This is a genomic window from Novosphingobium sp. HNCC26BN242 (assembly GCF_057180525.1).
This window is the reverse complement of sequence record NZ_JBXUGM010000002.1, coordinates 1-23,424: the sequence shown is the minus strand read 5'-3', so window position 1 is coordinate 23,424 and position 23,424 is coordinate 1. Positions and strand designations below refer to the sequence as shown.

20 protein-coding genes and 1 tRNA gene are annotated in these 23,424 nt (G+C 61.6%); 10 read left to right on the top strand and 11 right to left on the bottom strand.

Annotated features, from left to right (window positions below; all coding sequences use genetic code 11):
- Position 1: 1 nt before the first annotated feature.
- From lptG to AC2A1F_RS07730, 5 genes are all read right to left on the bottom strand, one after another.
- Positions 2-1,102, bottom strand: a complete 1,101-nt coding sequence (lptG, locus tag AC2A1F_RS07750) for an LPS export ABC transporter permease LptG (RefSeq protein WP_484208212.1) — start codon at positions 1,100-1,102, stop codon at positions 2-4.
- Complete coding sequence (gene lptF / locus AC2A1F_RS07745; RefSeq protein WP_484208211.1) at positions 1,092-2,333, bottom strand: LPS export ABC transporter permease LptF; 1,242 nt, start codon at positions 2,331-2,333, stop codon at positions 1,092-1,094. The genes lptG and lptF overlap by 11 nt, the downstream gene beginning before the upstream one ends.
- A 238-nt stretch (positions 2,334-2,571) precedes the next feature.
- Complete coding sequence (gene clpS, locus AC2A1F_RS07740) at positions 2,572-2,952, bottom strand: ATP-dependent Clp protease adapter ClpS (RefSeq protein ID WP_484208210.1); 381 nt, start codon at positions 2,950-2,952, stop codon at positions 2,572-2,574.
- Between the two features lie 220 nt (positions 2,953-3,172).
- Positions 3,173-4,063, bottom strand: a complete 891-nt coding sequence (locus AC2A1F_RS07735) for a phasin family protein (protein ID WP_484208209.1) — start codon at positions 4,061-4,063, stop codon at positions 3,173-3,175.
- A 142-nt stretch (positions 4,064-4,205) separates the two neighbouring features.
- Entirely contained in the window at positions 4,206-6,074 is a 1,869-nt protein-coding gene (locus AC2A1F_RS07730; RefSeq protein ID WP_484208208.1) for a PHA/PHB synthase family protein, read from the bottom strand.
- Between the two features lie 182 nt (positions 6,075-6,256).
- Here AC2A1F_RS07730 and AC2A1F_RS07725 point away from each other — a divergent pair, with 182 nt between their 5' ends.
- The 5 genes from AC2A1F_RS07725 to AC2A1F_RS07705 all read left to right on the top strand — a co-directional run bounded on the left by AC2A1F_RS07725 (position 6,257) and on the right by AC2A1F_RS07705 (position 11,911).
- Complete coding sequence (locus AC2A1F_RS07725) at positions 6,257-7,456, top strand: LL-diaminopimelate aminotransferase (protein ID WP_484208207.1); 1,200 nt, start codon at positions 6,257-6,259, stop codon at positions 7,454-7,456.
- Positions 7,457-7,603: 147 nt separating this feature from the next.
- Positions 7,604-8,428 carry a crotonase/enoyl-CoA hydratase family protein gene (locus AC2A1F_RS07720; RefSeq protein WP_484208206.1) on the top strand — a complete coding sequence of 275 codons (825 nt, stop codon included), beginning with the start codon at positions 7,604-7,606 and terminating at the stop codon, positions 8,426-8,428.
- A 21-nt stretch (positions 8,429-8,449) separates the two neighbouring features.
- Positions 8,450-9,835 (top strand): RNB domain-containing ribonuclease, encoded by a 1,386-nt coding sequence (locus tag AC2A1F_RS07715; protein ID WP_484208205.1) that lies wholly within the window; start codon positions 8,450-8,452, stop codon positions 9,833-9,835.
- A 76-nt stretch (positions 9,836-9,911) separates the two neighbouring features.
- Positions 9,912-9,985: transfer RNA gene (locus AC2A1F_RS07710), tRNA-Cys, on the top strand.
- 246 nt (positions 9,986-10,231) lie between these two features.
- On the top strand, positions 10,232-11,911 hold the full coding sequence (locus AC2A1F_RS07705; protein WP_484208204.1) for a glycoside hydrolase family 13 protein: 1,680 nt from the start codon (positions 10,232-10,234) through the stop codon (positions 11,909-11,911).
- A 43-nt stretch (positions 11,912-11,954) separates the two neighbouring features.
- Here AC2A1F_RS07705 and AC2A1F_RS07700 read toward each other — a convergent pair whose 3' ends face one another.
- Both AC2A1F_RS07700 and AC2A1F_RS07695 read right to left on the bottom strand, forming a co-directional pair.
- On the bottom strand, positions 11,955-12,893 hold the full coding sequence (locus AC2A1F_RS07700; RefSeq protein WP_484208203.1) for an MBL fold metallo-hydrolase: 939 nt from the start codon (positions 12,891-12,893) through the stop codon (positions 11,955-11,957).
- Positions 12,894-12,925: 32 nt separating this feature from the next.
- Positions 12,926-15,235: a TonB-dependent receptor gene (locus AC2A1F_RS07695; protein ID WP_484208202.1), complete on the bottom strand. Its 2,310-nt coding sequence runs from the start codon at positions 15,233-15,235 to the stop codon at positions 12,926-12,928.
- Between the two features lie 136 nt (positions 15,236-15,371).
- On the opposite strand from AC2A1F_RS07695, the gene AC2A1F_RS07690 reads away from it, so the two are divergent.
- The 5 genes from AC2A1F_RS07690 to AC2A1F_RS07670 all read left to right on the top strand — a co-directional run bounded on the left by AC2A1F_RS07690 (position 15,372) and on the right by AC2A1F_RS07670 (position 19,564).
- A complete protein-coding gene (locus AC2A1F_RS07690) occupies positions 15,372-16,316 on the top strand; it encodes a LysR family transcriptional regulator (protein ID WP_484208201.1) in 945 nt (314 codons plus the stop codon).
- Positions 16,317-16,402: 86 nt separating this feature from the next.
- Positions 16,403-17,167, top strand: a complete 765-nt coding sequence (locus AC2A1F_RS07685) for an SDR family NAD(P)-dependent oxidoreductase (protein ID WP_484208200.1) — start codon at positions 16,403-16,405, stop codon at positions 17,165-17,167.
- Positions 17,157-18,086 carry an NAD-dependent epimerase/dehydratase family protein gene (locus AC2A1F_RS07680; protein ID WP_484208199.1) on the top strand — a complete coding sequence of 310 codons (930 nt, stop codon included), beginning with the start codon at positions 17,157-17,159 and terminating at the stop codon, positions 18,084-18,086. Before AC2A1F_RS07685 ends, AC2A1F_RS07680 begins: the two co-directional genes overlap by 11 nt.
- A gap of 18 nt (positions 18,087-18,104) precedes the next feature.
- Entirely contained in the window at positions 18,105-19,070 is a 966-nt protein-coding gene (locus AC2A1F_RS07675; RefSeq protein ID WP_484208198.1) for a fumarylacetoacetate hydrolase family protein, read from the top strand.
- Entirely contained in the window at positions 19,067-19,564 is a 498-nt protein-coding gene (locus AC2A1F_RS07670) for a cupin domain-containing protein (protein ID WP_484208197.1), read from the top strand. Before AC2A1F_RS07675 ends, AC2A1F_RS07670 begins: the two co-directional genes overlap by 4 nt.
- Before the next feature lie 2 nt (positions 19,565-19,566).
- On the opposite strand, the gene AC2A1F_RS07665 is transcribed toward AC2A1F_RS07670, so the two are convergent.
- The 4 genes from AC2A1F_RS07665 to AC2A1F_RS07650 form a co-directional block, all read right to left on the bottom strand.
- The gene (locus AC2A1F_RS07665) at positions 19,567-20,043 is read right to left on the bottom strand and encodes a hypothetical protein (protein ID WP_484208196.1); all 477 of its coding nucleotides are present in this window, start codon (positions 20,041-20,043) and stop codon (positions 19,567-19,569) included.
- Between the two features lie 98 nt (positions 20,044-20,141).
- Positions 20,142-21,500 (bottom strand): sensor histidine kinase, encoded by a 1,359-nt coding sequence (locus AC2A1F_RS07660; protein WP_484208195.1) that lies wholly within the window; start codon positions 21,498-21,500, stop codon positions 20,142-20,144.
- The gene (locus AC2A1F_RS07655; protein ID WP_484208194.1) at positions 21,497-22,183 is read right to left on the bottom strand and encodes a response regulator transcription factor; all 687 of its coding nucleotides are present in this window, start codon (positions 22,181-22,183) and stop codon (positions 21,497-21,499) included. The genes AC2A1F_RS07660 and AC2A1F_RS07655 overlap by 4 nt, the downstream gene beginning before the upstream one ends.
- A 100-nt stretch (positions 22,184-22,283) precedes the next feature.
- Positions 22,284-23,186 (bottom strand): SH3 domain-containing protein, encoded by a 903-nt coding sequence (locus tag AC2A1F_RS07650; protein ID WP_484208193.1) that lies wholly within the window; start codon positions 23,184-23,186, stop codon positions 22,284-22,286.
- Positions 23,187-23,424 lie beyond the last annotated feature (238 nt).

Genomic DNA, 23,424 nt, shown 5'->3' with positions numbered 1-23,424 from the left:
GTTATTCCTCGGTGCGGATCAGCACCGTTTCGCCAATCAGGAAAAACAGCACAAACGGGGCCCAGGCTGCCAGAAACGGCGGATAAGCCCCGAAATTGCCCATGGCCAGCGCGGCATTGTCAAACACGAAGTAGGCAAAGCCTAGACCCATCCCCGTCACCGCGCGCACGAACAGGTGACCCGACCGCGCAAGGCCGAACGCGGCGACGGCACCCAGCAAGGGCATCAGCAGCGCTGATAGCGGCCCTGCCAGCTTGTGCCACCATTTGCCTTCAAGCTCGGTCGTGCGGAAACCGGCTTCGCGGATTGCGGTCAGCGATGTGTTGAGTTGGCCCAGCGATTCGGCATCGGCATCAACCCGGCTGATCGTCACCTGCACTGGTTCTACTGACTTTGCATAAGTTTCATCGCGCCCAAGCTGAGCCTTTCGCGCACTTTGCACGTCAAACAGAACTGGCGCGCGGAATTTCCAGCCGGGATTGGCGTAAGTGGCCGACGCTGCCGTCACGATTTCGGTGACCATGCCTGTGGGGTCGCGTCGATACCAGCTTACCCCGTCCATATGCATGGCCTTGCCCTCACCAGCCACCGTGCGCGCAAACAGGATATTCGGCCCATCCTGCAGCCACACATTGGTCTTGGTTCCCGATTCCAACGGGATCGGGCCATACTGGACGTTCTGCCAAGCCTTGAGCGTCGAGGTGGCGCGCGTCACGACGCGTTCGTTGAACCCGAAAGTGACCGCCGATGTAAGCGCCGCGACAAGGAACAGCGGGGCCAGCACCTGATGCGCTGAAAGGCCGGCAGCTTTCATGGCAATGACCTCGCTGTTCTGGTTCAGCGTCATCAGCGTGATGATCGTGGCCAGCAGCACCGAATAGGGCAGGAACCGGCTGATCAACTGCGGCATGCGCAAGGAAACATAGGTCAGCAACTGGCCCTGCCCGTTGCCGGGGGCGGCGAGCACTTTGCCGCTTTCGCTGAGAAGATCGAGCATTTGCAGCACGAGCACCAGCATCAGCAGCACCGCCACGATGCGCATCGCAAACATCTTGCCGATGTAGATCGCCAGTGTGCGCGAGGGGAAGAATTCAAACTGCATGCGCGGTGTCCTCTGCTGCAGTGGGCACTTCGCCGGGCAGGCGCTGGCGCTGGAACAGCTTGCGCAAGGACCGGGCGATCTTGCCGAACGCCGTTTCCAATGCTCCAATCGGCTGGCCGCCGGGAACATACGCAATGCGCCAGTACATCCACAGGATCAGCGCAGCAAACAGCAGGAACGGCCCCCACAGCGCCAGCACAGGATCGATCCGGCCAAGGCTGGCAACATCCTGCCCATACTGATTGACCTTGTGATAGGCCACCACCATCACGATCGACAGGAACACGCCCAGCGCCGAGGTTGAGCGCTTCGGCGGCACGGCCAGCGCCACGGCCAGCAGCGGCAGCAGGAACATCATCACCACTTCGACTATGCGGTAATTGAAGCTGGCCTGCGACTGGATGCGCATTTCTTCGGAATAGCGATCATTCCAGCCGATCCGCAGCAGTTCAGGCAGGAAGTATTCGTTATCGGCATCGCCGCGTTGGCGGAACTGTTCAATCTTGGGCAAATCGATCGGCAGATCGTGGCTGGCAAAAGTCAGCACGCGGGGTGATGTGATGGTCGGGCCATCTTGCACAATCTGGCCATCAGTCAGCCGCAGGATCACCGTGTCAGGGCTTTCGCGATTGGCGAAGAATCGGCCTTCGCGTGCGGAAATGACCATGACCTGGCCATTGGCGGTCTGTAGCCGGGCAAAGATGCCGCGCAGATCGCGTCCTTCATCACGGCTGGAATCCACCCGCAATGCGGTGCGGTCTTGCAGCGAGTTGAATTCGCCCACTTTGATCGAGGCACCCAGCGCGCCCGAGCGTAGCTCGAACTGCAATTGCTCGTAGTAATAGCGGGACAAGGGCTGCAGATAACTGACGATCACCAGATTGAGCGCGGCAAGGCCAATCGCAAACATGTAGGGCACGCGCAGCAGCCGGGTGTAGGACAGCCCCACCGCGCGCATCACGTCCAGCTCCGAACTCGTCGCCAGTTTGCGAAACGCAAACAGGATGCCCAGCATCAGGCCCAGCGGAATGGCGAGGCTGGCATATTCGGGCAGGAGGTTGGCGAGCATCTTGAACACGATGCTGACCGGCCCGCCCTCGGTCGCGACAAAATCGAACAGCTTGAGCATCTTGTCGAGGATCAGCAGCGATGCAGCCAGCACGAACACCGACACCATCGGCACGAAAACCAATCTGGCGATGTAGCGGTCCGTGGCGGTGAGGAACTTCATGCAGGGGGTGCTATCCGATAGTCAGGCCGAGTGTCAGGCATCGTTGCGTCCAGTGACGTCTTTATTGCCATCATTTGATTCGTAATGGCAAAACGTCGCAGGCTTCACTGGCAAGATTTCCGCAATCGCGCAAACTCGGCTTGTCGCAGCGCCTCTTGTCTGTGGCTTGGTTGGCTTAGCGGGAAAGCAAAAAGGCGCTGGGGTTGCTATTGCGGCGTCGGCAATACTCGGGCCGCGTTCACGCCTTTTCGAGCGTGCATTGCAACGGATGCTGGTTCTGCCGCGCAAAATCCATCACCTGGTTCACCTTGGTTTCGGCAATTTCATACGGGAAAATCCCGCAGACGCCGACACCGCGCTGATGAACGTGGAGCATAACCCGCGTCGCCTGTTCCAGATCCATATGGAAAAAGCGTTTGAGGACCATCACCACGAATTCCATCGGGGTGTAATCATCGTTGAGCATCAGCACTTTGAACTGGCTTGGCTTCTTGGGCTTGGCCCGCGTCTTCGTGGCAATGCCAACCTGATCGCCATCGCCAGGCCCACGCGAATCATCGCCACCCGCACAATGTGGGGCAGCGGACTTGTCCGGCAAGGGATGGCTGATACTTTGCATGATCGGTCCGAATATCGCATTCGCTGCGCCCATTCGCAAGAGGCACTAGGGGCACAGTCCTGCGGTGTGGCGCAAAAGCAGCAATCTTTGGCACGCCCGCAGCGCACGCTTGGCGTTGCGGTATGTCCAGTTCAGGCAAAAGGGCCGCACACCTTAGTGCGCGACCCTTTTTCGTCGGTCCACAGGCACCGGCACCCAAAAGGGGCCAGTGCGGGATGGATCAGGCAGCCTGCTTCATCTTTTCGACAGCAAGGCTGACGCGCGTCGAGATCGGCTGGAAAGCCTCGGTCGCAAGCTTCAGCATGGCTTCGCTGTTCTTCGAGCTTGCGGCAACCGCAGCGTCAAAGTTCTTGCGCATCAGGGCCGACTGCTTCTGGAAGAATTCGGTCGGCGAGGTAACCGTGGTCAGGTCCTTGACGTCGGCCGTCATCGTTTCGATGACAGTCTTCGTTTCGGCGACATAGCCCTTGGTCATTTCCTGCAAGCCGGTGGCGAGGATCTTGGTCGATTCAACCACGGCTTCAACGTTGCCCTTGGTGAATTCGGTAACATCGCCCATCGCGGCCTGGCTCTTTTCAAGCGCGGCCTTGGCCTTTTCCTGAGCTTCCTTGAAAGCGACGGTCATCTTTTCGGTGATTTCGGTGCTGGTGGTAGCCATTGCGAACAGTTCCTTTCTGGGCGCCGTCGTTGCTTTGAGGGCGGCGCTGTTTTGCTTCACGCGGGGTGTGGCGGTGAAAGGACGCTTTATTGCGGGCTTCACCGCAGGCACTGGTGAGATTGCCGCAGGGGCTTTTGCAGCAGGGACCTTTGACTGGGTTTTCTTGGCGGTCTTGACGGCAGGCTTGGCCTTGGCGCTCGCCTTTGCAGGCTTTGCCGTGGGCTCCGGTGCAGGCTTGGCCGTTGCCTTGGCTTCGGGCGCTTCCACTTTCGGGGCAGCAGCCACTTTGGCCTTGGGTGCCTTGATCGGGCGCGTCTTCACGGGCTTGGGCGCTTGCTCTACCGCCGCTGGGGTGGCTTCGATCGCCGCGACAGGCGCAGTTTCGGGCAGCACGACGGTTTCATCTGCCGTCGGGGCAGTTTCAACCATGCTGGCTTGCGTTTCTTCGACCATCGTTACGACTCCTGCTGGCATCACATACTAGGCTTACGCCAGCATTGTGCTGCACTGCACAAAATAGGAATGCGCAAGGCGATGTCAAGAATATTGTGCACTGCACAATAATTTGAAACGGACCATTTTGGCTTAAATACGCTCAGCGCATGCTGACATAGCGTCCCGGTGCATCTTCGATCACGCGGTCACCCCGGCCACCAGGAACGCGTTTGCCTTTGGCAGCTAACCGTGCGGGAGCTTGTGCCTCCAGCCATGAAACCCAGTCCGGCCACCAGCTCCCCTTGTGTTCGGTGGCCCCGGCTTCGAATTCGCCAAGACTGCTGACATCGCCGGGGTTCAGCCAGTACTGATATTTACCCATCGATGGCGGGTTAACCACGCCTGCGATATGGCCTGACCCTGCGAGCACGAACCGCCATGGCCCCGAAAGGTGCCGCGTGATTTTCCACACGCTGCCCGGCGGTGCAATATGATCCTCACGCCCAGCCTGAATATAGCACGGTGTTGCAATGCGGCGCAGATCAACAGGGGTATTGTCGACGATCATGGCATCGGGAATGACAAGGCGGTTATCGCGATAGAGGTCGCACAGATAGCTCTGGTGCCATTTGGACGGCAGGTTGGTGGTATCGCCATTCCAGTGCAACAGGTCGAACGCCGGATAGTCCTGGCCCAGCAGGTAGTTGTTGACCACATAATTCCAGATCAGGTCCGCCCCGCGCAGGGCATTGAAGGTTGCGGCCATGTACCGCCCATCAAGGTAACCGTCTGTGGCAAGGCTGTTCATCAGCTTCAACTGGCTGTCGTCGATGAAGTTCTTGAGCTCACCCGCATCTTCAAAATCGACTTGCGCGGTAAAGAACGTCGCGCTTGCCACCTTGTCAGCTTCGCCCCGCCGCGCCAGCACCGCCAGCGTTGCCGCCAGCGTCGTGCCGGCCACGCAATAGCCGATGGTATGGACAGCAGGCACTTTCAGCCTTGCCCGAACGTGATCGATCGCTTCGATTTGCGCGCGGACGTAATCATCCCACACCACATCGGCCATCGCAGCATCAGCCGATTTCCATGAGACGACGAAAACGCTCACGCCCTGCTCCACCGCCCAGCGAATGAAGCTTTTCTGCGGGTTCAGGTCCAGAATGTAGAACCGGTTGATCCACGGCGGGAAAATCACCAGCGGCACCTCCAGCACTTCGTCGGTGGTCGGCGTATACTGGATCAGCTGGAACATCGGCGTTTCAAACACCACTTTGCCTGGCGTCATCGCGATATTGCGGCCCAGTTCGAAGGCGTTCGGATCGGTGTGCGTCAACTGCCCCTTGCGCAGATCGTCGAGCATATGTTCGACGCCTTTGACAAGGTTCTCCCCGCGCGTTTCCATCGTCCGTTCGATCACCACCGGATTGGTCAGCGGGAAGTTTGCAGGCGAGAGCGCATCGGTCACCACTTTGGTGGCAAAGCGCAATTGCTCCTTGCGTTCAGGCGAGAGGCCCTGCGTTTCCGCCGCCATCTGCTGCAACCGTTCGGACAGTAGCAGGTAGGTTTGATGCAGCAGCGCAAAGGCGGGCTGTTCATGCCAGCGCTTGTCAGCAAAGCGGCGGTCCTGCCGCGGCAAGGCGGGCGCTTGCGCGTCAGGCTTTGGCCCGGCGATGAATTGTCCCATCACCGCGCTCCACAGCGCCATGCTTTCATTCCACAGCTTGGCCTGCGTTTCGGCATGGGCAATCGGCATCTGGCCTGCCATCGCCATGAAGGTCTGCGTCCATTTGCCGATATCGCCAAACCGGGCGAGCATCGGCTCAATATGGCCGGCCTGCTCTGCGCTGAAATCCAGCCACATTTTCTGCAACTTTGCCGCAGACATTGCCCAATGCTGCAGATCGGCAGGATCTGTCGGCAAGGCCTCTGCCCCCGGAACAAGCGGCATGAACATCGTACGGAACGCCTCACCCTGTTGCCGGAACAAGTCCTCAAGGACGATCGGATCGGTTACGGTCTTGTCCGTCATGCGTGTTCCCTGCCACTACGTCATGCTTCTGGTTAGGCCATCTATACACGCAGTGTGACAGCTTGTTAGCCCCGACGTTACCGTCTGCCGTCGGGGCGAGAGCGTGGTTTCCACAAGCCGCCATTTCGCGTAAGGGCCAATCTGCGGCGATCTTGCCGCGCCTTTTCGACGAGTATTCAACCGTGGACGAAGAATTCTACCGCATGAAGCGCCTGCCGCCCTACGTCATTGCCGAAGTCAACGGCATGCGGGCCGCCGCGCGCGCCGCCGGTAGGGACATCATCGACCTCGGCATGGGCAACCCCGATCTGCCGCCGCCCGATCACGTGATCGACAAGCTGTGCGAAGTGGCGCGCAAACCCGATGCGCATGGCTATTCGGCCTCATCGGGCATCCCCGGCATCCGCAAGGCACAGGCCAATTACTATGGCCGCCGCTTTAACGTGGACCTTGATCCCGAAACCGAAGTGGTGATGACGATGGGCTCGAAGGAAGGCTTGGCCTCCCTCGCCACCGCCGTCACCGCGCCCGGAGACGTGGTGCTCGCGCCCAATCCCAGCTACCCGATCCACACCTTCGGCTTCATCATCGCCGGGGCCACGATCCGATCTGTGCCCACTACGCCCGATGAACGCTATTGGGATTCGCTGGACCGCGCGATGAAGTATTCGGTGCCGCGCCCGTCGATCCTGATCGTCAACTATCCCTCGAACCCCACGGCCGAAACGGTTGATCTGGCCTTCTATGAACGGCTGGTGGCCTGGGCCAAGGAAAACAAGGTCTGGATCCTGTCCGACCTTGCCTATTCCGAGCTTTATTTCGATGGGAATCCCACCCGTTCGATCCTCGAAGTCCCGGGTGCAAAGGACGTGGCGGTAGAATTTACCTCGATGTCCAAGACATTCTCGATGGCGGGCTGGCGCGTCGGTTTTGCGGTTGGCAATCCGCGCCTGATCGCCGCGCTAAAGCGGGTGAAGTCGTATCTCGATTACGGTGCCTTCACGCCAATTCAGGCCGCTGCCTGCGCCGCACTCAATGGCCCGCAGGATATCGTGCAAAAGAACCGTGAACTCTATCAAAAGCGCCGCGATGTGATGGTCGAGGCGTTTGGCCGTTCGGGTTGGGAAATCCCCAGCCCGAAGGCGTCGATGTTTGCATGGGCACCCTTGCCGCCCGCGCTGAAGCATCTGGGCAGCCTCGAATTCTCCAAACAACTCCTCACCCACGCCGAAGTCGCTGTCGCCCCGGGCGTCGGTTATGGCGAGGATGGTGAAGGCTTCGTGCGGATCGCTATGGTTGAAAACGAGCAGCGCCTTCGCCAGGCCGCGCGCAATATCAAGCGCTATTTGCAGTCGATGGGCGTCAATTCCTCGGCTGCCTGACGCTCAAAATCCGATTGAAGTGACGGCCCTTTCCGCCAGTGCGGGGAGGGCCGTTTGCGTTCGCGCGATCCGTCAAATGAGAGCACTGGACCAGCAGCATCCGGTAAGGCACGTTGGTGCGCAACGAACAATAAGCGGATGCCCCCGATGAATGTCCCAGCCCAAACCTTCAACGATCGCGTTTCCATCACCGTCGAAAACCACGTCGCCCACGTCCTGCTGGACCGGGCGGACAAGATGAACGCGCTTGATGATGCGATGTTCGAAGCCATCATCGCCGCAGGACACTACCTCCACAACGAACGCGGCATTCGCGCCGTGGTGCTGTCGGGCGCGGGGCGTTCATTCTGCGCAGGGCTTGATTTGTCGTCCATGGCCAAGGCTGATCGCTGGGCCAAGGACGGGGAAAGCGGCGGCCTCACCGAACGCACCCATGGCAATGCCAACCGCCCGCAGCAGGCGGCGATGGTCTGGCGCAAGCTGCCCATGCCGGTGATCGCGGCCATCCACGGCGTCTGTTTTGGCGGGGGCCTGCAGCTGGCCAGCGGCGCGGACATCCGCTTCATCGCGCCCGATGCGCGGCTGGCGGTGATGGAGGTCAAATGGGGCCTTGTGCCCGATATGGCCGGTTACGCGCTGTGGCGCGGCAATGTGCGCGATGATGTGTTGCGCGAATTGACCTATACCCACCGCGAATTTTCGGGCGAGGACGCGGTCCGCTTCGGCTTTGCCACCCACATCAGCGCCGATCCGCTGGCCGATGCCAAGGTGCTGGCGCAGGACATCGCTTTCAAAAGCCCCACCGCAGTGCGCGGGGCCAAGCTGCTGTCCAACCGCACGCCCGATATGACTGTGGATGAAGTGCTGATGGCCGAATCGCTGGCCCAGCACGAACTGATGTATTCAAAGAACCAGATCGAAGCCGTGCGCGCTGGCATGGAAAAGCGGCCCGCAGAATTTGTCGATCCGTGATCTGCTGCTAAGCCTTCTGGCATGAAGGCCATTCACGATCCCACCGGCGCGCTCACGGCCGGTCTCGCCGCGATCCGTCAGCAATATCCTGTGCCGCACGGTTTTCCGCCGCAAGTGCTGGCGCTGGCCGAAGCAACGGCGCGGCGCGCGCCCACCGCGCATGTGGATCGCACTGCTATCCCCTTCGTCACGCTCGATCCCGCCAGCAGCACCGATCTCGATCAAGCGCTGTGGATTGAAAAGGCAGGTGCCGACCTGATCCTCCACTATGCCATCGCCGATGTCGCGTGGTTCGTGGATGATGGCGACGCAGTCGATGCCGAAGCGTGGAAGCGGGGCGAGACGCTCTATCTGCCCGATGGCAAGGCCAGCCTTTATCCGCCCGTCCTGTCCGAACGCGCCGCCAGCCTCCTGCCCGATGGCCCGCGCCCAGCCGTGGTCTTCACCGTACGCCTTGCGCCCGATGGCACCGCGCGGCTTGATCACGCCGAGCGTGCGCTGATCCGCAGCCGCGCCAAGCTTGCTTATGATGCGGTGCGGGACGCTGATCTCCCACCCGCCTTTGATGACTATGCCCAGCGCGTAAACGCAGCCGAAGCCGCACGCGGCGCTGCCCGCGTCGATCCGCCAGAGCAGGAAGTCGAAGCCTTGGGGGATGGGCGCTATGCCCTTGCGTTCCGGCCATTGTTGCGTTCCGAACGGCACAATGCCGCCATGTCGCTTTCGGCGAATCTGGCCATTGCCGATGCGCTGCATCTGGCAGGCACTGGCCTGTTCCGCGTGATGGCCGGGCCGGATCAACGCGCCCTGTCACGCTTGCGCTCCACCGCCGCCGGATTGGGCATCCCATGGGAAAGGAACGAGGATCTGAAATCCCTCGAACGGCGGCTCGACCAGAAAAGCCCGCACCATGCCGCCTTCATGCTGGCCGTCCGCCGTGCAGGCAACGGCGCGGGCTATGCGCCGTGGACGCAGGGGCAAACGCCATGGCACGAGGCTATAGCCGCTACCTATGTCCACGCCACGGCCCCCTTGCGCCGTCTGGCTGATCGTTATGTGATCCGCGCCACCCTGGCCGTTGCCAATGGCCAGCCTGTCCCCGTAGAAGTGCAGGACGCCTTCCAGCGCCTGCCAACGGTCATGGCCCGCTCTGGCGCATTGTCGGGCCAGATCGAACGCGCGGTGATTGATCTTGCCGAAACGGTCATGCTGGATGGCCGCACGGGTGAGCGATTTTCGGCCTGCGTCACTGATGCGGATGGCGATTCGGCCCGCGTTCAGTTGCTCGACCTTCCTGTCGTCACGCGCGCCAAAATCCCCGGTGCTGTGCCGGGCCAGCGCATCGATCTGCAGTTGCAAGCCACCGACACCGCCAAGCGCCGCCTCATTTTCATCCCTGCCACCTGATCTGCCGCACAAGAACCTCTTGCGGCACCGCCCCGTTCCGGCTAACCGCGCCGAACCACGCATAACCTGCGATCGAGGCCCGATGGCGGAGTGGTTACGCACCGGATTGCAAATCCGTTTACGCCGGTTCGATTCCGGCTCGGGCCTCCAACACAATCAGACACTTACGTCAAATGACGATGACCTTAACTCCCTTGTGGGGGACGAAGTGGGGCCATTATGCTGATTGTTCATCCTATTTCGGATGCAAAGCCAAAATCATCGGGGGCCACAAAGGCGCATACCAATTCAAGTTGGAATTCTCAGGTGGGAATGCAATCGATTTAATGTGTATGGTTCGGGGGTGTATTTGCTTCGTGAAGCGTGCGTGAGAGGTTTTTAGGGAAAGCCCGGAAGATGAACGCCAGCACAGATGCACATCCCGCAGCTTCGCATGCTGTCATCGCCACAGGCGCTGAAGCCTGGTGGCAATCAGCGGTCGGCTATCAGATCTATCCGGCCAGCTTTGCAGATAGCAATGACGATGGCATCGGCGATATTCCCGGGATCATCGGCAAGCTCGATTATCTGGCCGAGCTTGGCATCGGCTTCATCTGGCTGTCGCCAGTCTATGCCTCGCCGATGGTCGATAATGGCTATGACATCTCCGATTATCGCGCGATCAATCCGATCTTTGGCACCATGGCAGATATGGAACGCCTTATCGCCGAAGCCCGCGCCCGCGGCATCGGCTTGGTCATGGACCTTGTGGTCAACCATACATCGGATCAGCATCCTTGGTTCCGCGCAGCCCGTTCGGATCGCCAGTCGCCCTATCGCGATTACTACATCTGGCGCGATGCACCTCCGGCAAAGGGCGCTCCTGCAGATATCGAGGCTTCGTTCGGCGGATCAGCCTGGAGCCGCGATCCTGAAAGCGGCGACTGGTACTTCCACCTATTTGCGCCACAACAACCCGATCTGAACTGGGCCAACCCGGCCCTGCGTGCCGAAGTGCATGCGATGATGAACTGGTGGCTGGACAAGGGCATTGCGGGCTTTCGCATGGATGTGATCGACCTGATCGGCAAACAGCCTGAATCCGGCATCGTTGCCGATGGGCCTGATCTTCATCGCCACTTGCGCGAACTACACGAAGCGACCCTTGCCGGTCGCGATGTGGTAACTGTTGGCGAGGCGTGGAGCAGCACCCCCGACAATGCGCCGCTCTATAGCGCGCCAGATCGCCATGAAGTGTCGATGGTGTTCCAGTTCGGCCACGTAACCCCCTTCTGGGACGCGAAGCTGGGCAAATGGAAGCCGCAGCCGGTTGATTGGCCAAAGCTTAAAGCCACCTTCGCCACATGGCAGGAAGCGCTGCACGGCCAGGGCTGGAACTCGCTGTTCTGGGGCAACCATGATCTGCCGCGTGCCGTCTCACGTTATGGCGATGAGGGCGAGCACCGGGTTGCCTCTGCCAAGGCGCTGGCGATGGTGCTGCATCTGATGGAAGGTACGCCCTATATCTATCAGGGTGAGGAAATCGGCATGACCAACGCCGGTTTTACCCGCATCGATCAATATCGCGATGTCGAAACCCTGAATTATCATCGCATCCAGCTGGCCGATGGCGTGAGCGAAGCCGATTTTCTGGCAGGTGCGCGTGCCAACAGCCGCGACAATGCCCGCACCCCGATGCAGTGGTCGGCAAAGCATGCTGCCGGCTTTACCAGCGGCACGCCGTGGATTGAGGTCAACGCGAACTTTACCACGCTGAATGTGGAGCAGGACCGGGCTGATCCTGACGGTGTGTTTCACCACTACAAGCGCCTGATTGCACTGCGCCGCGAACACGCCGTGATCCGCCATGGCGAATTCTGCGTACTGCTTCCAAATCACCCCGCGCTTTTCGCGTTTGAACGCAGGCTGGGTTCCGAACGCCTGCTTGTTGTCGTCAACATGTCCCGACAGGAAGCCGTAATACCGCTTGATGGCATTCCGGCGGTTGAAGGTCTCGATCTTATGACCGGACGAGGCGTTTCAATCTCGGAGGGAAGTGTGCTTGCACCCTATGCTGGCTTTGCGATCCTGACGTGATGGTCGCCAGACTGGGTGGCTCGCCAATTGATCGGGCGTGTTCTCAGAACCGGTCGAGATCGTTGGCGAGTGTGACCGGCCCGGAATAATGCGCCTTGATCTGCGCGATGTAGCCCCGGGTGCGGACTGGATCGGGCGTTCCTGCAGCAAAATGGGTGATCACCAGCGTCTTTACGCCAGCTTTTCCCGCCAGTTGCCCAACTGCCTCCGGGGTCAGATGGTGGGTCGAAAGGTGCTGCTCCAGCTGCCGTTTGGCTGCAGGCGGCATGTTCGGAGAATTGCGCGCAACATTGGCCATCGTGCCGCCCATGTCGATCATCTCGCTCACCAGCAGATCGGCACCTTGCGCCAGCTTCTCCACCGCAGCGCTTGGGCCGGTATCACCGGTGTAGACGATTGATCGGCCGCCCAAATCAAACCGATACGAAAGCGATTTGTAGTTGCGGTCCTCGGTGCTGCCCGGCGCAAAGTCATAGTGCGTGTTCTGCGCCGCGCTCACTTTCATCCCGTCAACATCAAGCGCCTCGTCGCCGGCCATGTCGATCACCGTCACCGTATCGGCGGGCGGCATCCAGCGCTGGCCGGGAATGCCATAACCTACGCGCGCCGCAGGTTGCATCGATGCCACCATGCCCGCCACCAGCTCGCGCGTGCCCGGCGGACCGTAAACGGTCAGCGGCTTGGCCACGTTGGTCTGGTTGCGCAGCGCCAGTACAGCAGAAAGTCCGCCCGTGTGATCGGCGTGCAGGTGGCTCAAAAATACCGCATCGATGCGCGGCAGCATGATCCCGGCGCGGCTCAACTGCTGCACCGTGCCATCGCCCGCATCCACCAGATAGACATGGCCCTTATGAATCAGCGCATTGGCGGGTTGTGATCGGTCCGGCGAAGGCACCGGCCCGCCCATCGTGCCCAGCGTGATGAATCCATCCGTTTGCTGCGCAGCCGGTTGGGCCAGAACCGGCGCGGCGCTGATGGCCAACGCCAGTGCTAACCCGGCCCAACCCGAGCGCATCAGAACCCGAACCCGACGCGCACGCCATAAGTCCGTGGCGGACGCAGCGTGCCGACCGGGAAATCGAGGATCGGGCGCGTGCCCGCGCGGGCCAGCACTTCTTCATCGGTGATGTTGTTGATGAAGGCCGTGATGTTCCACCCGCCAGCCGCTTCGATCGTGGCATAGGCATCGGCCATGGCAAAGCCGTCCTGCTTTTCCTCGGGCCGGTAGTTCGAATTCATGAACCGGCTGCTTTCGATGTTGCCGCGCGCGCCCAGGATCAGGCTCAGGTCGTCGGTCATGGCAAAGGTCCGCTCATAGCCCAGGTTCAGCGCCCACTTAGGCGAATTGACCGTCGGCTTGCCCGAACAATCGATGTCATAGAACCGCGCGCCATTCACGCCGGGGTTGGCAAGGCGGCTGCCCACGGTCGTGCAGCCCGTCGTCACCGGCGCCCCGGTGGGCGAGAAGTTCGACGTGCGCAGAGTGTTGTACTTGCCGTTCAGATATTGGACGTTCAGGCTGAACAGATCGTTGCGGCTGGGGGCAAAGCGCGCTTCGAACTCGGCTCCGAAGATCCGCGATTTGCCCGCGTTGACCGTGGTGGACCCTTGCGCAAAGATGCCAGCCCCGGTGCGCACGCCGCCCACGAAGGTGATCTGCTGGTCCTTGTAATCCCAGTAAAATGCCTCAAGATTCAGCTGCAGCTTGTTGTCGAAGAAGCGGTTCTTGGCCCCCACGGTATAGGCTGTCAGCGTTTCGGGCGCGAACGTGTTCGCAGGGGGCTGTGCCACAAAGAAGCCGCCCGATTTGAAGCCGGTGGCGACATTGGCATAGACCAGCGATGCCGGCCCGGCATCCCATTCGACGCCAGCCTTCCATGTGAACTTTTCGAACGACAGATCACCGGTGAAAGGCGTGCCCAATGGCGGCGAGATTGGCCCTGGCAAACCGCCTGCAGCAGTAGATGTCAGCTGCGATTTGTCTTCACGCGTATAGCGCCCGCCCGCAACCAGCCGGAATGTATCAGTCAGGTCAAAGGTCAACTGCCCGAACGCGGCATAGCTTTCCGTCTCAAGCCGCGGGTTGAACCGCGTGGTTGAGATATTGCCCTGACGGAAGAAGTTCTCGGTCACCTGGTCTTCGGCAAAATAGAACAGCCCCAGCACATAGCGCAGCGCCTGATCTTCCTTCGATGAAAGCCGCACTTCCAGCGAAGTCTGCTCGGCCACATCCACGATGTCGCCCCGGAAGCCGGGCAGATATGTGCGCACGTTCACGTCTGATTTGCGCCACGCCGGGATCACCGTCAGCGTGCCAAAGCCCATGTCGCCCACCACCGTGGCGCTCACGCCATAGAACTGGTTGTCAAGGAAGCCATCGGTGCCCGCCAGCGCCACACAGCCGCTGTTCACGAAGTTGCCCGGCCCACCACAGAACGGCGGTGCAAAGATGCCCGATGCCAAGCCGCGCACCGCAGCCTGCGCGCGCGGATCGGATACGCTAACGCGGTCTTCCAGCGCTGGCACAGAATAGCGCGCTTCGGGCAGCAGCACCGCGCCTGCACCCTTGCCGCGCTGGTTGTAGTAATCGGCCACCAGCGTCATCGACCACATGTCAGACGGCTGGATCAGCAGCGATGCACGCACCGCCTCACCCTTGTCATCGTCATATCCGTCAGAGATATAGCCGTCGCGGTCCACGATCTGTCCGGCCACGCGCAGCGCCATGATATCGCCAATTGGCACGTTCAGCGCCAATGCGGCTTTCTTGCTGTCATAGTTGCCGTATTCGGCCATGCCTTCTGCGCCAAAAGCGCCCAGCTTAGGCTTCTTGGGGATGACGTTGATCGCACCGCCCGTGGCGTTGCGTCCATAAAGCGTGCCCTGCGGTCCCTTGACCACTTCGACACGCTCCAGATCATAGAACACCCCGGCAGGCGCGGTCGGACGGCCGACATAGACGCCGTTGAAGTTGAACGCGATGGCGTTTTCGGCAAACGAGTTTTGCGAGTTGGTGCCCACCCCGCGCAAGAAGAAGCTGGTGGTGCCGCCCGTGGGCTGAACCACCAGCGAAGGCACCAGCCGCCCAAGGTTGGCGGTTTCGGTAATGCCGGATTTGATCAGGTCAGCTCCGGTTACCGCAGAAACGGCCACGGCGGCCTTCTGCAGGCTCTCCACGCGCCGCTGTGCGGTCACCACGATTTCAGCGAGGCCTTCGTTCGGCTGAGTTTCCGCAGCCTGATCGGCGGCTGTATCCTGCGCAAATACGGTTCCGGGAACGGCCAATCCGGCGATAACGGTCGTGGCTAGCAGCAAAGCCTTCATTCCTGATCTCCCCATGAATTGCAGCAGGCATGCTCTGGCCGCTGCTTTTTCTGGGTGCGCCTTAGATCATTCGATTGATATAGGTTAAATTTTTTGTTTTAATGATAATCCAGTTGTCCCGTTTATAGGTTGCGCCATGCGTTTTAAGGGTCTCGATCTCAATCTGCTGGTGGCCTTCAGCGTGCTGATGGAAACCCGGAGCGTTTCGCGCGCGGCAGAAAAGCTGCACCTGAGCCAACCGGCGATGAGCGCCGCCCTTGGCCGGTTGCGCGATTATTTCGGCGATGATCTGCTGGTGCTGCAGGGAAAGCGCATGTTGCCCACCGCCTATGCCGAAACACTGGTGCCGATGGTGCAGGAAACGCTGCGGCAGGTCGATGCCCTGATCACCACCTCAACGGTTTTCGATCCGGCCACCTCGCAGCGCACATTCCGTCTGATCGCTTCAGATTACATCACAGCCGCCGTGATCGCGCCCTTGTCGCGTCGCCTCAGCCAGGAAGCTCCCGGAATTCAGATCGAAGCCGTGCTGCCATCGGACGGCAGTGCCGACCTGATTGCGCAAGGTGCATTTGACCTTCTGATCACGCCCGAAGATTTCATCAACCCCGGCCAACCTGCTGAACTGCTGTTCGAAGAGCGCCACGTTATCGTCGGCTGGGATCGCAATCCGGTGTTTTCCGGCGAAGTCACCGAAGCGGCCTTCATGGCCGCTGGTCATGTGGCCGTGCAGATGGGCAACCAGCGCACCAGCGCCTTTGCTGACAGAACAATGGAACAGATGGGCCGGTTCCGGCGCATGGAAGCCATGGCCTCGTCGTTCACCGTGGTGCCTTGGCTGGTTATCGAAACCATGCGGCTGGCTGTCATGCACGAAAGGCTGGCCCGGCGCATGGCCACCATGTTCCCACTGGCCATCGCGCCCATTCCCTTCGACTTTCCGATCATGCGTGAAATGCTGCAGTTCAATCGCACGCGCGGTTCGGACGAAGGGTTGAAATGGCTCCGCACCCAATTGCGTCAAGACAGCGCTCTGCCCTATTCCAACAATTCTTCTGATACATTTCAATCCAAACAATAACTTTTACAGATTTACCTTAGCCGCCCTATCGCAGCACGGTGATGACATTCCCGATCCAAAGCGGGGATGCAGGAGAGGTGGCCAGCATGGACAATTTTCCCGGGCTGACCGGCAAGACGGCCATCGTCACCGGATCGACTCAGGGCATCGGATTGGGAATTGCGCAGGCGCTGGCTGGAGCAGGCGCGAATGTCGTGATTTCCAGCGAAGATCCCGCCGCCGTCACCGCCACCACTGCTGCACTCGCCGCAGCGGGCTACACGGCCCACGGAGTAGCTTGCGATGTAACCGATGAAGCCGCTTTGGGCGCACTGGTCGATGGCACCGTGGCCTGCTTTGGTGGTCTCGATGTTCTGGTCTGCAATGCCGGGATAACAGGCGTTGCGGGCTCGTGGGCGCTTGATGATTTCGATCGGGTGATGGCGGTCAACTTGCGGTCATTGGTCGCGCTGACCAGCTTGGCCCTCCCGCACATCGCCGCGTGCGGTGGGGGCAGCGTGATCCTGATGTCCAGTCTTTCGGCCCTGCGCGGCAATGGTGCGATCAATGCCTATGCGCTGGCCAAGGCAGGCGTGGCCCAGCTTGCCCGCAACCTTGCGGTGCAATGGGGGCCGCAGCAAATCCGCGTAAACACGCTGGCACCGGGCCTGATCCGCACCCCGCTGTCAGAGCCGCTGCTGGCCGACGAAGCCTTCATGGCGCGGCGACTGCAGATGACCCCGCTGCGCCGTGTTGGCACTGTGGCCGAAGTCGCCTCGGCCTGCCTGTTCCTCGCATCGCCTGCCAGCAGCTTCATCACCGGACAGCACATTGCCATCGATGGCGGAACGTCGATCACCGATGGCAATTGAAAACGCCCCCCGCGTGCTGGTCACTGGCGCTGGCGGCTTTGTCGGCAAGGCGCTCGTGCGTGCGCTTTCCGGTGCAATGCACGTCACCGCAACTGACCGCACCGGGCTGGATGCTTGCCCTCCCGGTGTTGCCGCCCTGCCCGGCAATCTCGATGATCCGGCGCTGCTTGCCGCCCTGACCGCCGATCCGTTCGATGCCATCGTGCATCTGGCCACGATCCCCGGCGGCGCGGCAGAGGCTGATCCGGCGCTGGCCGCGCGGGTTAATGTCGCGGCCACAATGGCCTTGATCGATTCCGTGGCAGCCCATGGCAATGTCCCACGCGTCCTGTTCGCCAGCAGCATTGCCGTGTTCGGTGATCCGCTGCCCGCCCATGTCGATGATGCCACGCCGCTCGCGCCCATGCTGCGCTATGGCGCGCATAAGGCCATGGTGGAAGAATGGATTGCTACGATGAGCCGGCGCGGCGCGATCCGCGGCCTTTCGCTGCGCCTTCCCGGCATTGTGGCGCGTCCGCTCGGGCCATCGGGCATGAAATCGGCTTTCCTCAGCAACCTGTTCCACGCACTGAAGGCAGGTCAGCCAATCACCCTGCCGGTATCTGCACAGGCGACCTGCTGGCTGCTGTCGCGGCCCTCGCTGATCGGGCAGATTACTCACGCGGTCGCCTTGTCCGAATATCCCGCCGATGCCCGCCTTACCCTGCCAGCGCTACGCGTGGTCATGGGGGATCTGGTGGCAGAAGTGGCGAGGCAGACCGGTGCCAACCCTGCGCTGGCCGATTACGCGCCCGATCCTGCGATAGAGGCTGCATTCGGCACCCAACCACCCTTGTTCACCCCTCGCGCCGATGCGCTGGGCCTGCGGCACGATGGCAGCCTTGCGGCGCTCGTGTCACACGCTCTTGCCGATCTTTGATATCTTGAAAGGACGCCCATGAAACTCGCCACTCTGGAAAACGGCACGCCCGATGGCACGCTCGTCGTCGTCAGCGCCGATGGTGCCCGCTATCTCGGCGCGGCGGATGTTGCCGCCACGCTGCAATCGGCCATCGAAAACTGGACCACTGCGGCCCCGGCCTTGTCCGCGCTGGCTGAAAAGCTGGCGGCAGGCGAAGGACACAGCACCGCCGATGTGGCCTTCGCCGCGCCCATGCCGCGCGCGTGGCAATGGCTCGATGGTTCGGCCTTTCGCAGCCATGGCGAACTGATGGAAACCCTGTTCGGCACTGAGCCGCCACCGCCGGGCCGTCCGCTGATGTATCAGGGCCTGTCGCACCAGTTCCTGTCCGCCACCGCCGATGTGCCGATGCCGCGCGAGGAAGATGGCATCGATTTCGAAGGCGAATTCGGCGTGATCACCGATTTCGTGCCGATGGGCGTAACCCCGGAAGCGGCCATGGCGCACATCAAACTGATCGTGCAGATCAACGATTGGTCGCTGCGCGCGCTGGCGCCTGTTGAAATGAAAACCGGCTTTGGCTGGATTCACGCCAAGCCCGCCTGCTCTGTCGCGCCCTTTGCCGTCACGCCCGATGACCTTGGCGACGCCTGGCGCGATGGGCGCGTCCATCTGCCGCTTACGGTGGACTGGAATGGCGCGCGGTTTGGCAATGCGCAGGGCGGGGTGATGGAATTCGGCTTCCACGATCTGGTCGCCCACGCCGCCAGCACCCGCTCGCTCTGCGCGGGTACGATCATCGGATCGGGCACCGTCTCCAACAGCAATTTCCGCGAAATCGGCTCCTCGTGCATTGCCGAACGGCGCGGGATCGAGATGCTGGACGAAGGCACCGCGCGCACCGCCTATATGCACTTTGGCGATACCGTGCGCATGGAAGCGCGCCTGTTAGATGGCAGCGTGCTGTTCGGCGCGATTGAACAGAAGGTCGTGAAGGGGTGACCGCACCAGCTTCTCCCCCCGTGCGCCGGATCGTCACCGGCCACGATGCGGCGGGCAAGGCCGTGTTCCGCAGCGATGATCTGCTGCCGGTCACCCCGATCCCATCAGGCGATGCGAACTTCAGCCTGATCTGGACCACCACCACCGTGCCTGCCGACAACAACGATGAAACCGATGGCCGCTTGCGCGAAGCGGGGCTGACACTGCACCACGGCTCGGTCATCCGCATTGTCGATATGCTGCCCGGCGGCGCATCGCCGATGCACCGGTCCAGCAGCATCGATTATGGCATCGTCCTGTCCGGTTCGGTCGAACTGGAACTTGATGACGGCGCAGTAACAACGGCGCACGCTGGCGACATCATCGTCCAGCGCGGCACGATACACTTGTGGCGTAACCCTTCACCCACCGAAGTATGCCGCATCGCCTTCGTGCTGATCGAAGCCACACCGGTGCAAGTGAACGGTGTTCCACTGCCCGATGTGGAGCCTTAGGGTCAGTCGATGACCAGGTAATACCCGGCGGCATTGGCCGATGAATTGTTCAGCACGATTTCAAACCGCCCGCTGAACAGCGGGGTCCAGCTGCACTCCTTGCTGCGCGCTTTGGCGGGTGGGCAAACCGGCTTGGCCTCGCGGTCCAGCACGGTGAAATTGAGCGGCGCCTTGTCCGCCGTCGCCACCGCCACCCGCGCCGCGCGCCCACCGTCGAAAAGCTGTGGCAGGCGCACCGTATCGCCGGGATTGAGCATCCCCGCCTTGTACGCCGGGCCAAGCACGCGCCCGCGATAGGGCGGGGTCTTGGGCATCACCGCCCGCGCCCGCCACTGCGCCACCGGATCGGCCCCAGCATCCAGCGGCCGCGCACCCAGCGCATCAAGCCTCGCCAGCGTGGTGCCAAGCCGCTTGGGCTGATCCTGCAAGCCCTGCGCTTCGACCAGCAACTGCGCTACCGCCTCGGCAGGCTCCGGCATCTGAGCAGGTAGGGGCGGTGGAACGCGCGCTGTTTCAGCAGTTTGTGCCCCACATCCGGCAAGCATGGCGCAACCCAGCAAGGTCAGTGTTCTCGTCATCATGGCGCAGGCTCCAGTATGAATTGCGCGCCGCGCGGCACATCGCCAAGGCGCAGCAGCATGCCGTGGCGCTCGGCAATGGCGCGGGAAAGGGCAAGGCCGAGCCCATGGCCGGGCTTGTCGCCGGGCACCGTGGCACGGGCAAAGCGCTGAAACACGCGCTCGTGCTGATCGCGCGGGATGCCGGGACCATCGTCTTCCACCACCAGCCTCGGGCCAGCCATCAGCGACAGCCGCACGTGGCCGCCTGCAGGCACATACTTGATCGCGTTGTCGAGCAGGTTGGACACCAGCCGCGTGATCTGCATCCGCTCCCCCAGCAATGTAATCCCCGGCGCAATCGCGGTTTCCAGCACCAGCCCGGCATCCTCGGCGCTGTCTTCATAAAGTTCGGCCAGATTTTCCAGCAACTGGCTCAAATCAATCTGCGCCAACCCCGCCAAATCGCCCCGGCGGCTTTCGGCAGAAGCAATGTCGAGCAGCGAATCGAGCATCGTGGCAATGCCGCGAATATCCTCACGCGCCAGCGCCAAAGGCCCAATCCCTGGCCCGCCTGCAGGCTCGGGTCGCGCTTGCATCACCGCGCCCAGCTGATGATCCAGATGCATCAGCGGTGTGCGCACTTCATGCGCCACATGTTCCGACACCTGCTTGTAGGCCTTCAGCAAGTGCGCCTGCCGCGCCAGCAGGCGCGTGCCGTGCCCGGCCATCTCGTCAATCTCGTCCCCTCCGCGCACCCGCGTCGGAAAGCTTGCCGAACGCCCATCCGCCGCCGCTCCCAGCGCCGCATTCACCGCATTCATGCGCCGGGCCAGATGGCCCGCCGTGATCCACGCCACCAGCGCCACCGCAGCAATGATCGCCGCACCTACCCCCAGAAACACGGCAGAAAGCACCATCAACGCTGCCCTGTCGCTTGCATATTCGCGCGCCACCAGCAGTTGCAGATCCGGTGCAAGCCGCGTACCTTGCGCAAACACCGGCGTGCCATCGGCCAGCGTGATAAAGCCCTGTTCGGATTGCGCCGCATTGATCTGCGGCCAGCGGCGTTGATCCCCGCCCAGCGCACGCCCGCTGCCATCGGCCACCAGATAGTGCGATCGCCGCGTCTCCAGGCTGACCACGGCCTGCCGGTCCGCCACACGCCGCAACAGCTCCTCGCGCCCGCCGCTGGCGTAGATATCAATGAGCCCTGCCAAGTCGGTGGCGACCGTGGCGGTAAGCGATGCCCGGGTTTGCCGTTCAACCGTGATCGTGGTGACGGCAAACAGCACCACTACGGCCAGCACCGCGATCAGGATCGATGCCGCAGTCAGTTGACCAAAGATCGAGCGCTTTCGCAGCCGTGTTGCTGTCATTCCCCTCTCGTCAGGCGGTATCCGGCACCCCAGATTGTTTCCAGAGCCGGGCTGGCAAAGCCATCCTCCAGCTTGCGCCGCAGCCGCCCGATGTTCACATCGACCACATTGGTCTGCGGATCGAAGTTCATGTTCCACACATCGCGCAGCAGCATCTCGCGCGTCACCGTCTCGCCCGCATTTTCCATGAAGTACCGGAACAGGGCAAATTCGCGCGGGGATAGCGGTATGTGCTTGCCCGAACGGAACGCGGTGCGCGCCTTGGTGTGGCACTCGAATGCGCCGTAGATGATCACTGCGCCATGCACCGCCCCGCCCGAACGCCGGTGCAAAGCGCGCACGCGGGCCACCAGTTCCTGCGGTTCATAAGGCTTGGCCAGATAATCATCGACGCCCGCCTCAAGCCCTTCGATGCGGTTTTCGCTGCGGCCCAGCGCCGATAGCATCAGCACCGGCGTGCCCACACCCGCCCCGCGCAGGCGCGAAACGATGGTCAGGCCATCGATATCGGGCAGCATCCGGTCAAGGATGATCACGTCAAACGGCTCTGCCCCCGCACGCTGCAGGCCTGCCGTGCCGGTCTGCTCCCAGGCGAGCCTGTCACCGTCGCGGCAAAGCAGCGCCTGTACGGCATCGGCCGCACGCGGATCGTCCTCGACATAGAGGATATTAAGATTGCCCATCAGCCTCGCACCCCGGGTGGTCCTTTGCGGGACCAAACCGTCCGGTGTAAGTTATTCACACCGGACAGCGGTCTTGCAACTGCTCAGTTTCTGATTTGTATCAGCGCATGTCCTCAACCGAGACCCAGCCTTTTGTGCCAAAGCTGTCACTGACCTCGATCAAAAGACCCCTGCGTTCACCGGTGGGGGTGAGAGCGGTGCCGGCACGCACGGTGCGGAGCGTTGCAGACTTCGTATCGGCCGCTGCGAACATCTTTGTTTCGATGGCAGTAACAGCCGAAGCCGCAGGCACTGCTGCCGCAGTCGCCGCGGGAACCATGGAGGCCAGCGCCGGGCCTTGGGCAGAAACGCCGTTGAATGCCTTGACGAAGGCTTCGATCAGCATCTGCCCGTCCTTGCTTCCGGCATAGGCCGCGCCAGTTGCACCGTTGGCCACCGCGCCGATGGTGCCACCAGCACCGCCGAACGAGATCGAGGTTTTCTTCACCTCGCCCGAACCCGATGCCACGGTCTGTCCGCTGGCCGGGCTGATCAGGCGGATGCCTGCGGCCACCACCTTTTTCTTGCCGCCAAAGCCGCCGAACATGCCCAGCATCGCCCCGCCGCCGGGAACGCCGCGCAGCAGGCCACTGGCCGCGCCAGACCGCACAAGCCCTTCCATCGCCACGCCCTTGGCAGTCTCGATCGACTTGTCGACCTCTTCCTTGTCGCCGGCGATCACGTTCATCAGGAACGAAGCGGGCTTGCCGCTGGCCGGATCATGGACGGTAAAGCACCCGGATTCGCGCGCCATGGCGGCAATCAGCTCGCGCGGGGAACTCAGGCCATACTTGGTCCAGCCCTGCGTATCGCCATCCACCAGCGCGACCGAACCGATAGCCTTGTCACACTTGTTGAGCGTGACCGGCGGTTCCTTGTCGGCGGCCTGTGCGGTCATCGGCATGCCGCCCAGAAGTCCTGCAGCAAGTGCCAATGAAGCGATCAATTTCGTCGTGCGAAACATGGAAGACACCCCTCGAAAAACCTGCCGCATTTCGACTGCGGCCATGGGGTGACAATGCGCTTGTGGGATGATGACTCCCACACAACAGTCCTGTCATGCGTGTGACAATGACTGTTAGGGTGGGTATTGTGAGGTGGGCTTTACTTGAAATCAGCACCAAACCCGTTCGTGTCGAGCGCAGTCGAGACACAGTTCGCAGTGTCTCGACTGCACTCGACACGAACGGAGGGTGGGTTGA

Bases quoted from the DNA above. Each gene is read 5' to 3' on its own strand.
- lptG (WP_484208212.1), bottom strand. From the start codon at position 1,102: ATGCAGTTTGAATTCTTCCCCTCGCGCACACTGGCGATCTACATCGGC.
- lptF (WP_484208211.1), bottom strand. From the start codon at position 2,333: ATGAAGTTCCTCACCGCCACGGACCGCTACATCGCCAGATTGGTTTTC.
- clpS (WP_484208210.1), bottom strand. From the start codon at position 2,952: ATGCAAAGTATCAGCCATCCCTTGCCGGACAAGTCCGCTGCCCCACAT.
- AC2A1F_RS07735 (WP_484208209.1), bottom strand. From the start codon at position 4,063: ATGGTCGAAGAAACGCAAGCCAGCATGGTTGAAACTGCCCCGACGGCA.
- AC2A1F_RS07730 (WP_484208208.1), bottom strand. From the start codon at position 6,074: ATGACGGACAAGACCGTAACCGATCCGATCGTCCTTGAGGACTTGTTC.
- AC2A1F_RS07720 (WP_484208206.1), top strand. From the start codon at position 7,604: ATGAATGTCCCAGCCCAAACCTTCAACGATCGCGTTTCCATCACCGTC.
- AC2A1F_RS07715 (WP_484208205.1), top strand. From the start codon at position 8,450: ATGAAGGCCATTCACGATCCCACCGGCGCGCTCACGGCCGGTCTCGCC.
- AC2A1F_RS07705 (WP_484208204.1), top strand. From the start codon at position 10,232: ATGAACGCCAGCACAGATGCACATCCCGCAGCTTCGCATGCTGTCATC.
- AC2A1F_RS07695 (WP_484208202.1), bottom strand. From the start codon at position 15,235: ATGAAGGCTTTGCTGCTAGCCACGACCGTTATCGCCGGATTGGCCGTT.
- AC2A1F_RS07690 (WP_484208201.1), top strand. From the start codon at position 15,372: ATGCGTTTTAAGGGTCTCGATCTCAATCTGCTGGTGGCCTTCAGCGTG.
- AC2A1F_RS07685 (WP_484208200.1), top strand. From the start codon at position 16,403: ATGGACAATTTTCCCGGGCTGACCGGCAAGACGGCCATCGTCACCGGA.
- AC2A1F_RS07680 (WP_484208199.1), top strand. From the start codon at position 17,157: ATGGCAATTGAAAACGCCCCCCGCGTGCTGGTCACTGGCGCTGGCGGC.
- AC2A1F_RS07675 (WP_484208198.1), top strand. From the start codon at position 18,105: ATGAAACTCGCCACTCTGGAAAACGGCACGCCCGATGGCACGCTCGTC.
- AC2A1F_RS07665 (WP_484208196.1), bottom strand. From the start codon at position 20,043: ATGCCGGAGCCTGCCGAGGCGGTAGCGCAGTTGCTGGTCGAAGCGCAG.
- AC2A1F_RS07660 (WP_484208195.1), bottom strand. From the start codon at position 21,500: ATGACAGCAACACGGCTGCGAAAGCGCTCGATCTTTGGTCAACTGACT.
- AC2A1F_RS07655 (WP_484208194.1), bottom strand. From the start codon at position 22,183: ATGGGCAATCTTAATATCCTCTATGTCGAGGACGATCCGCGTGCGGCC.
- AC2A1F_RS07650 (WP_484208193.1), bottom strand. From the start codon at position 23,186: ATGTTTCGCACGACGAAATTGATCGCTTCATTGGCACTTGCTGCAGGA.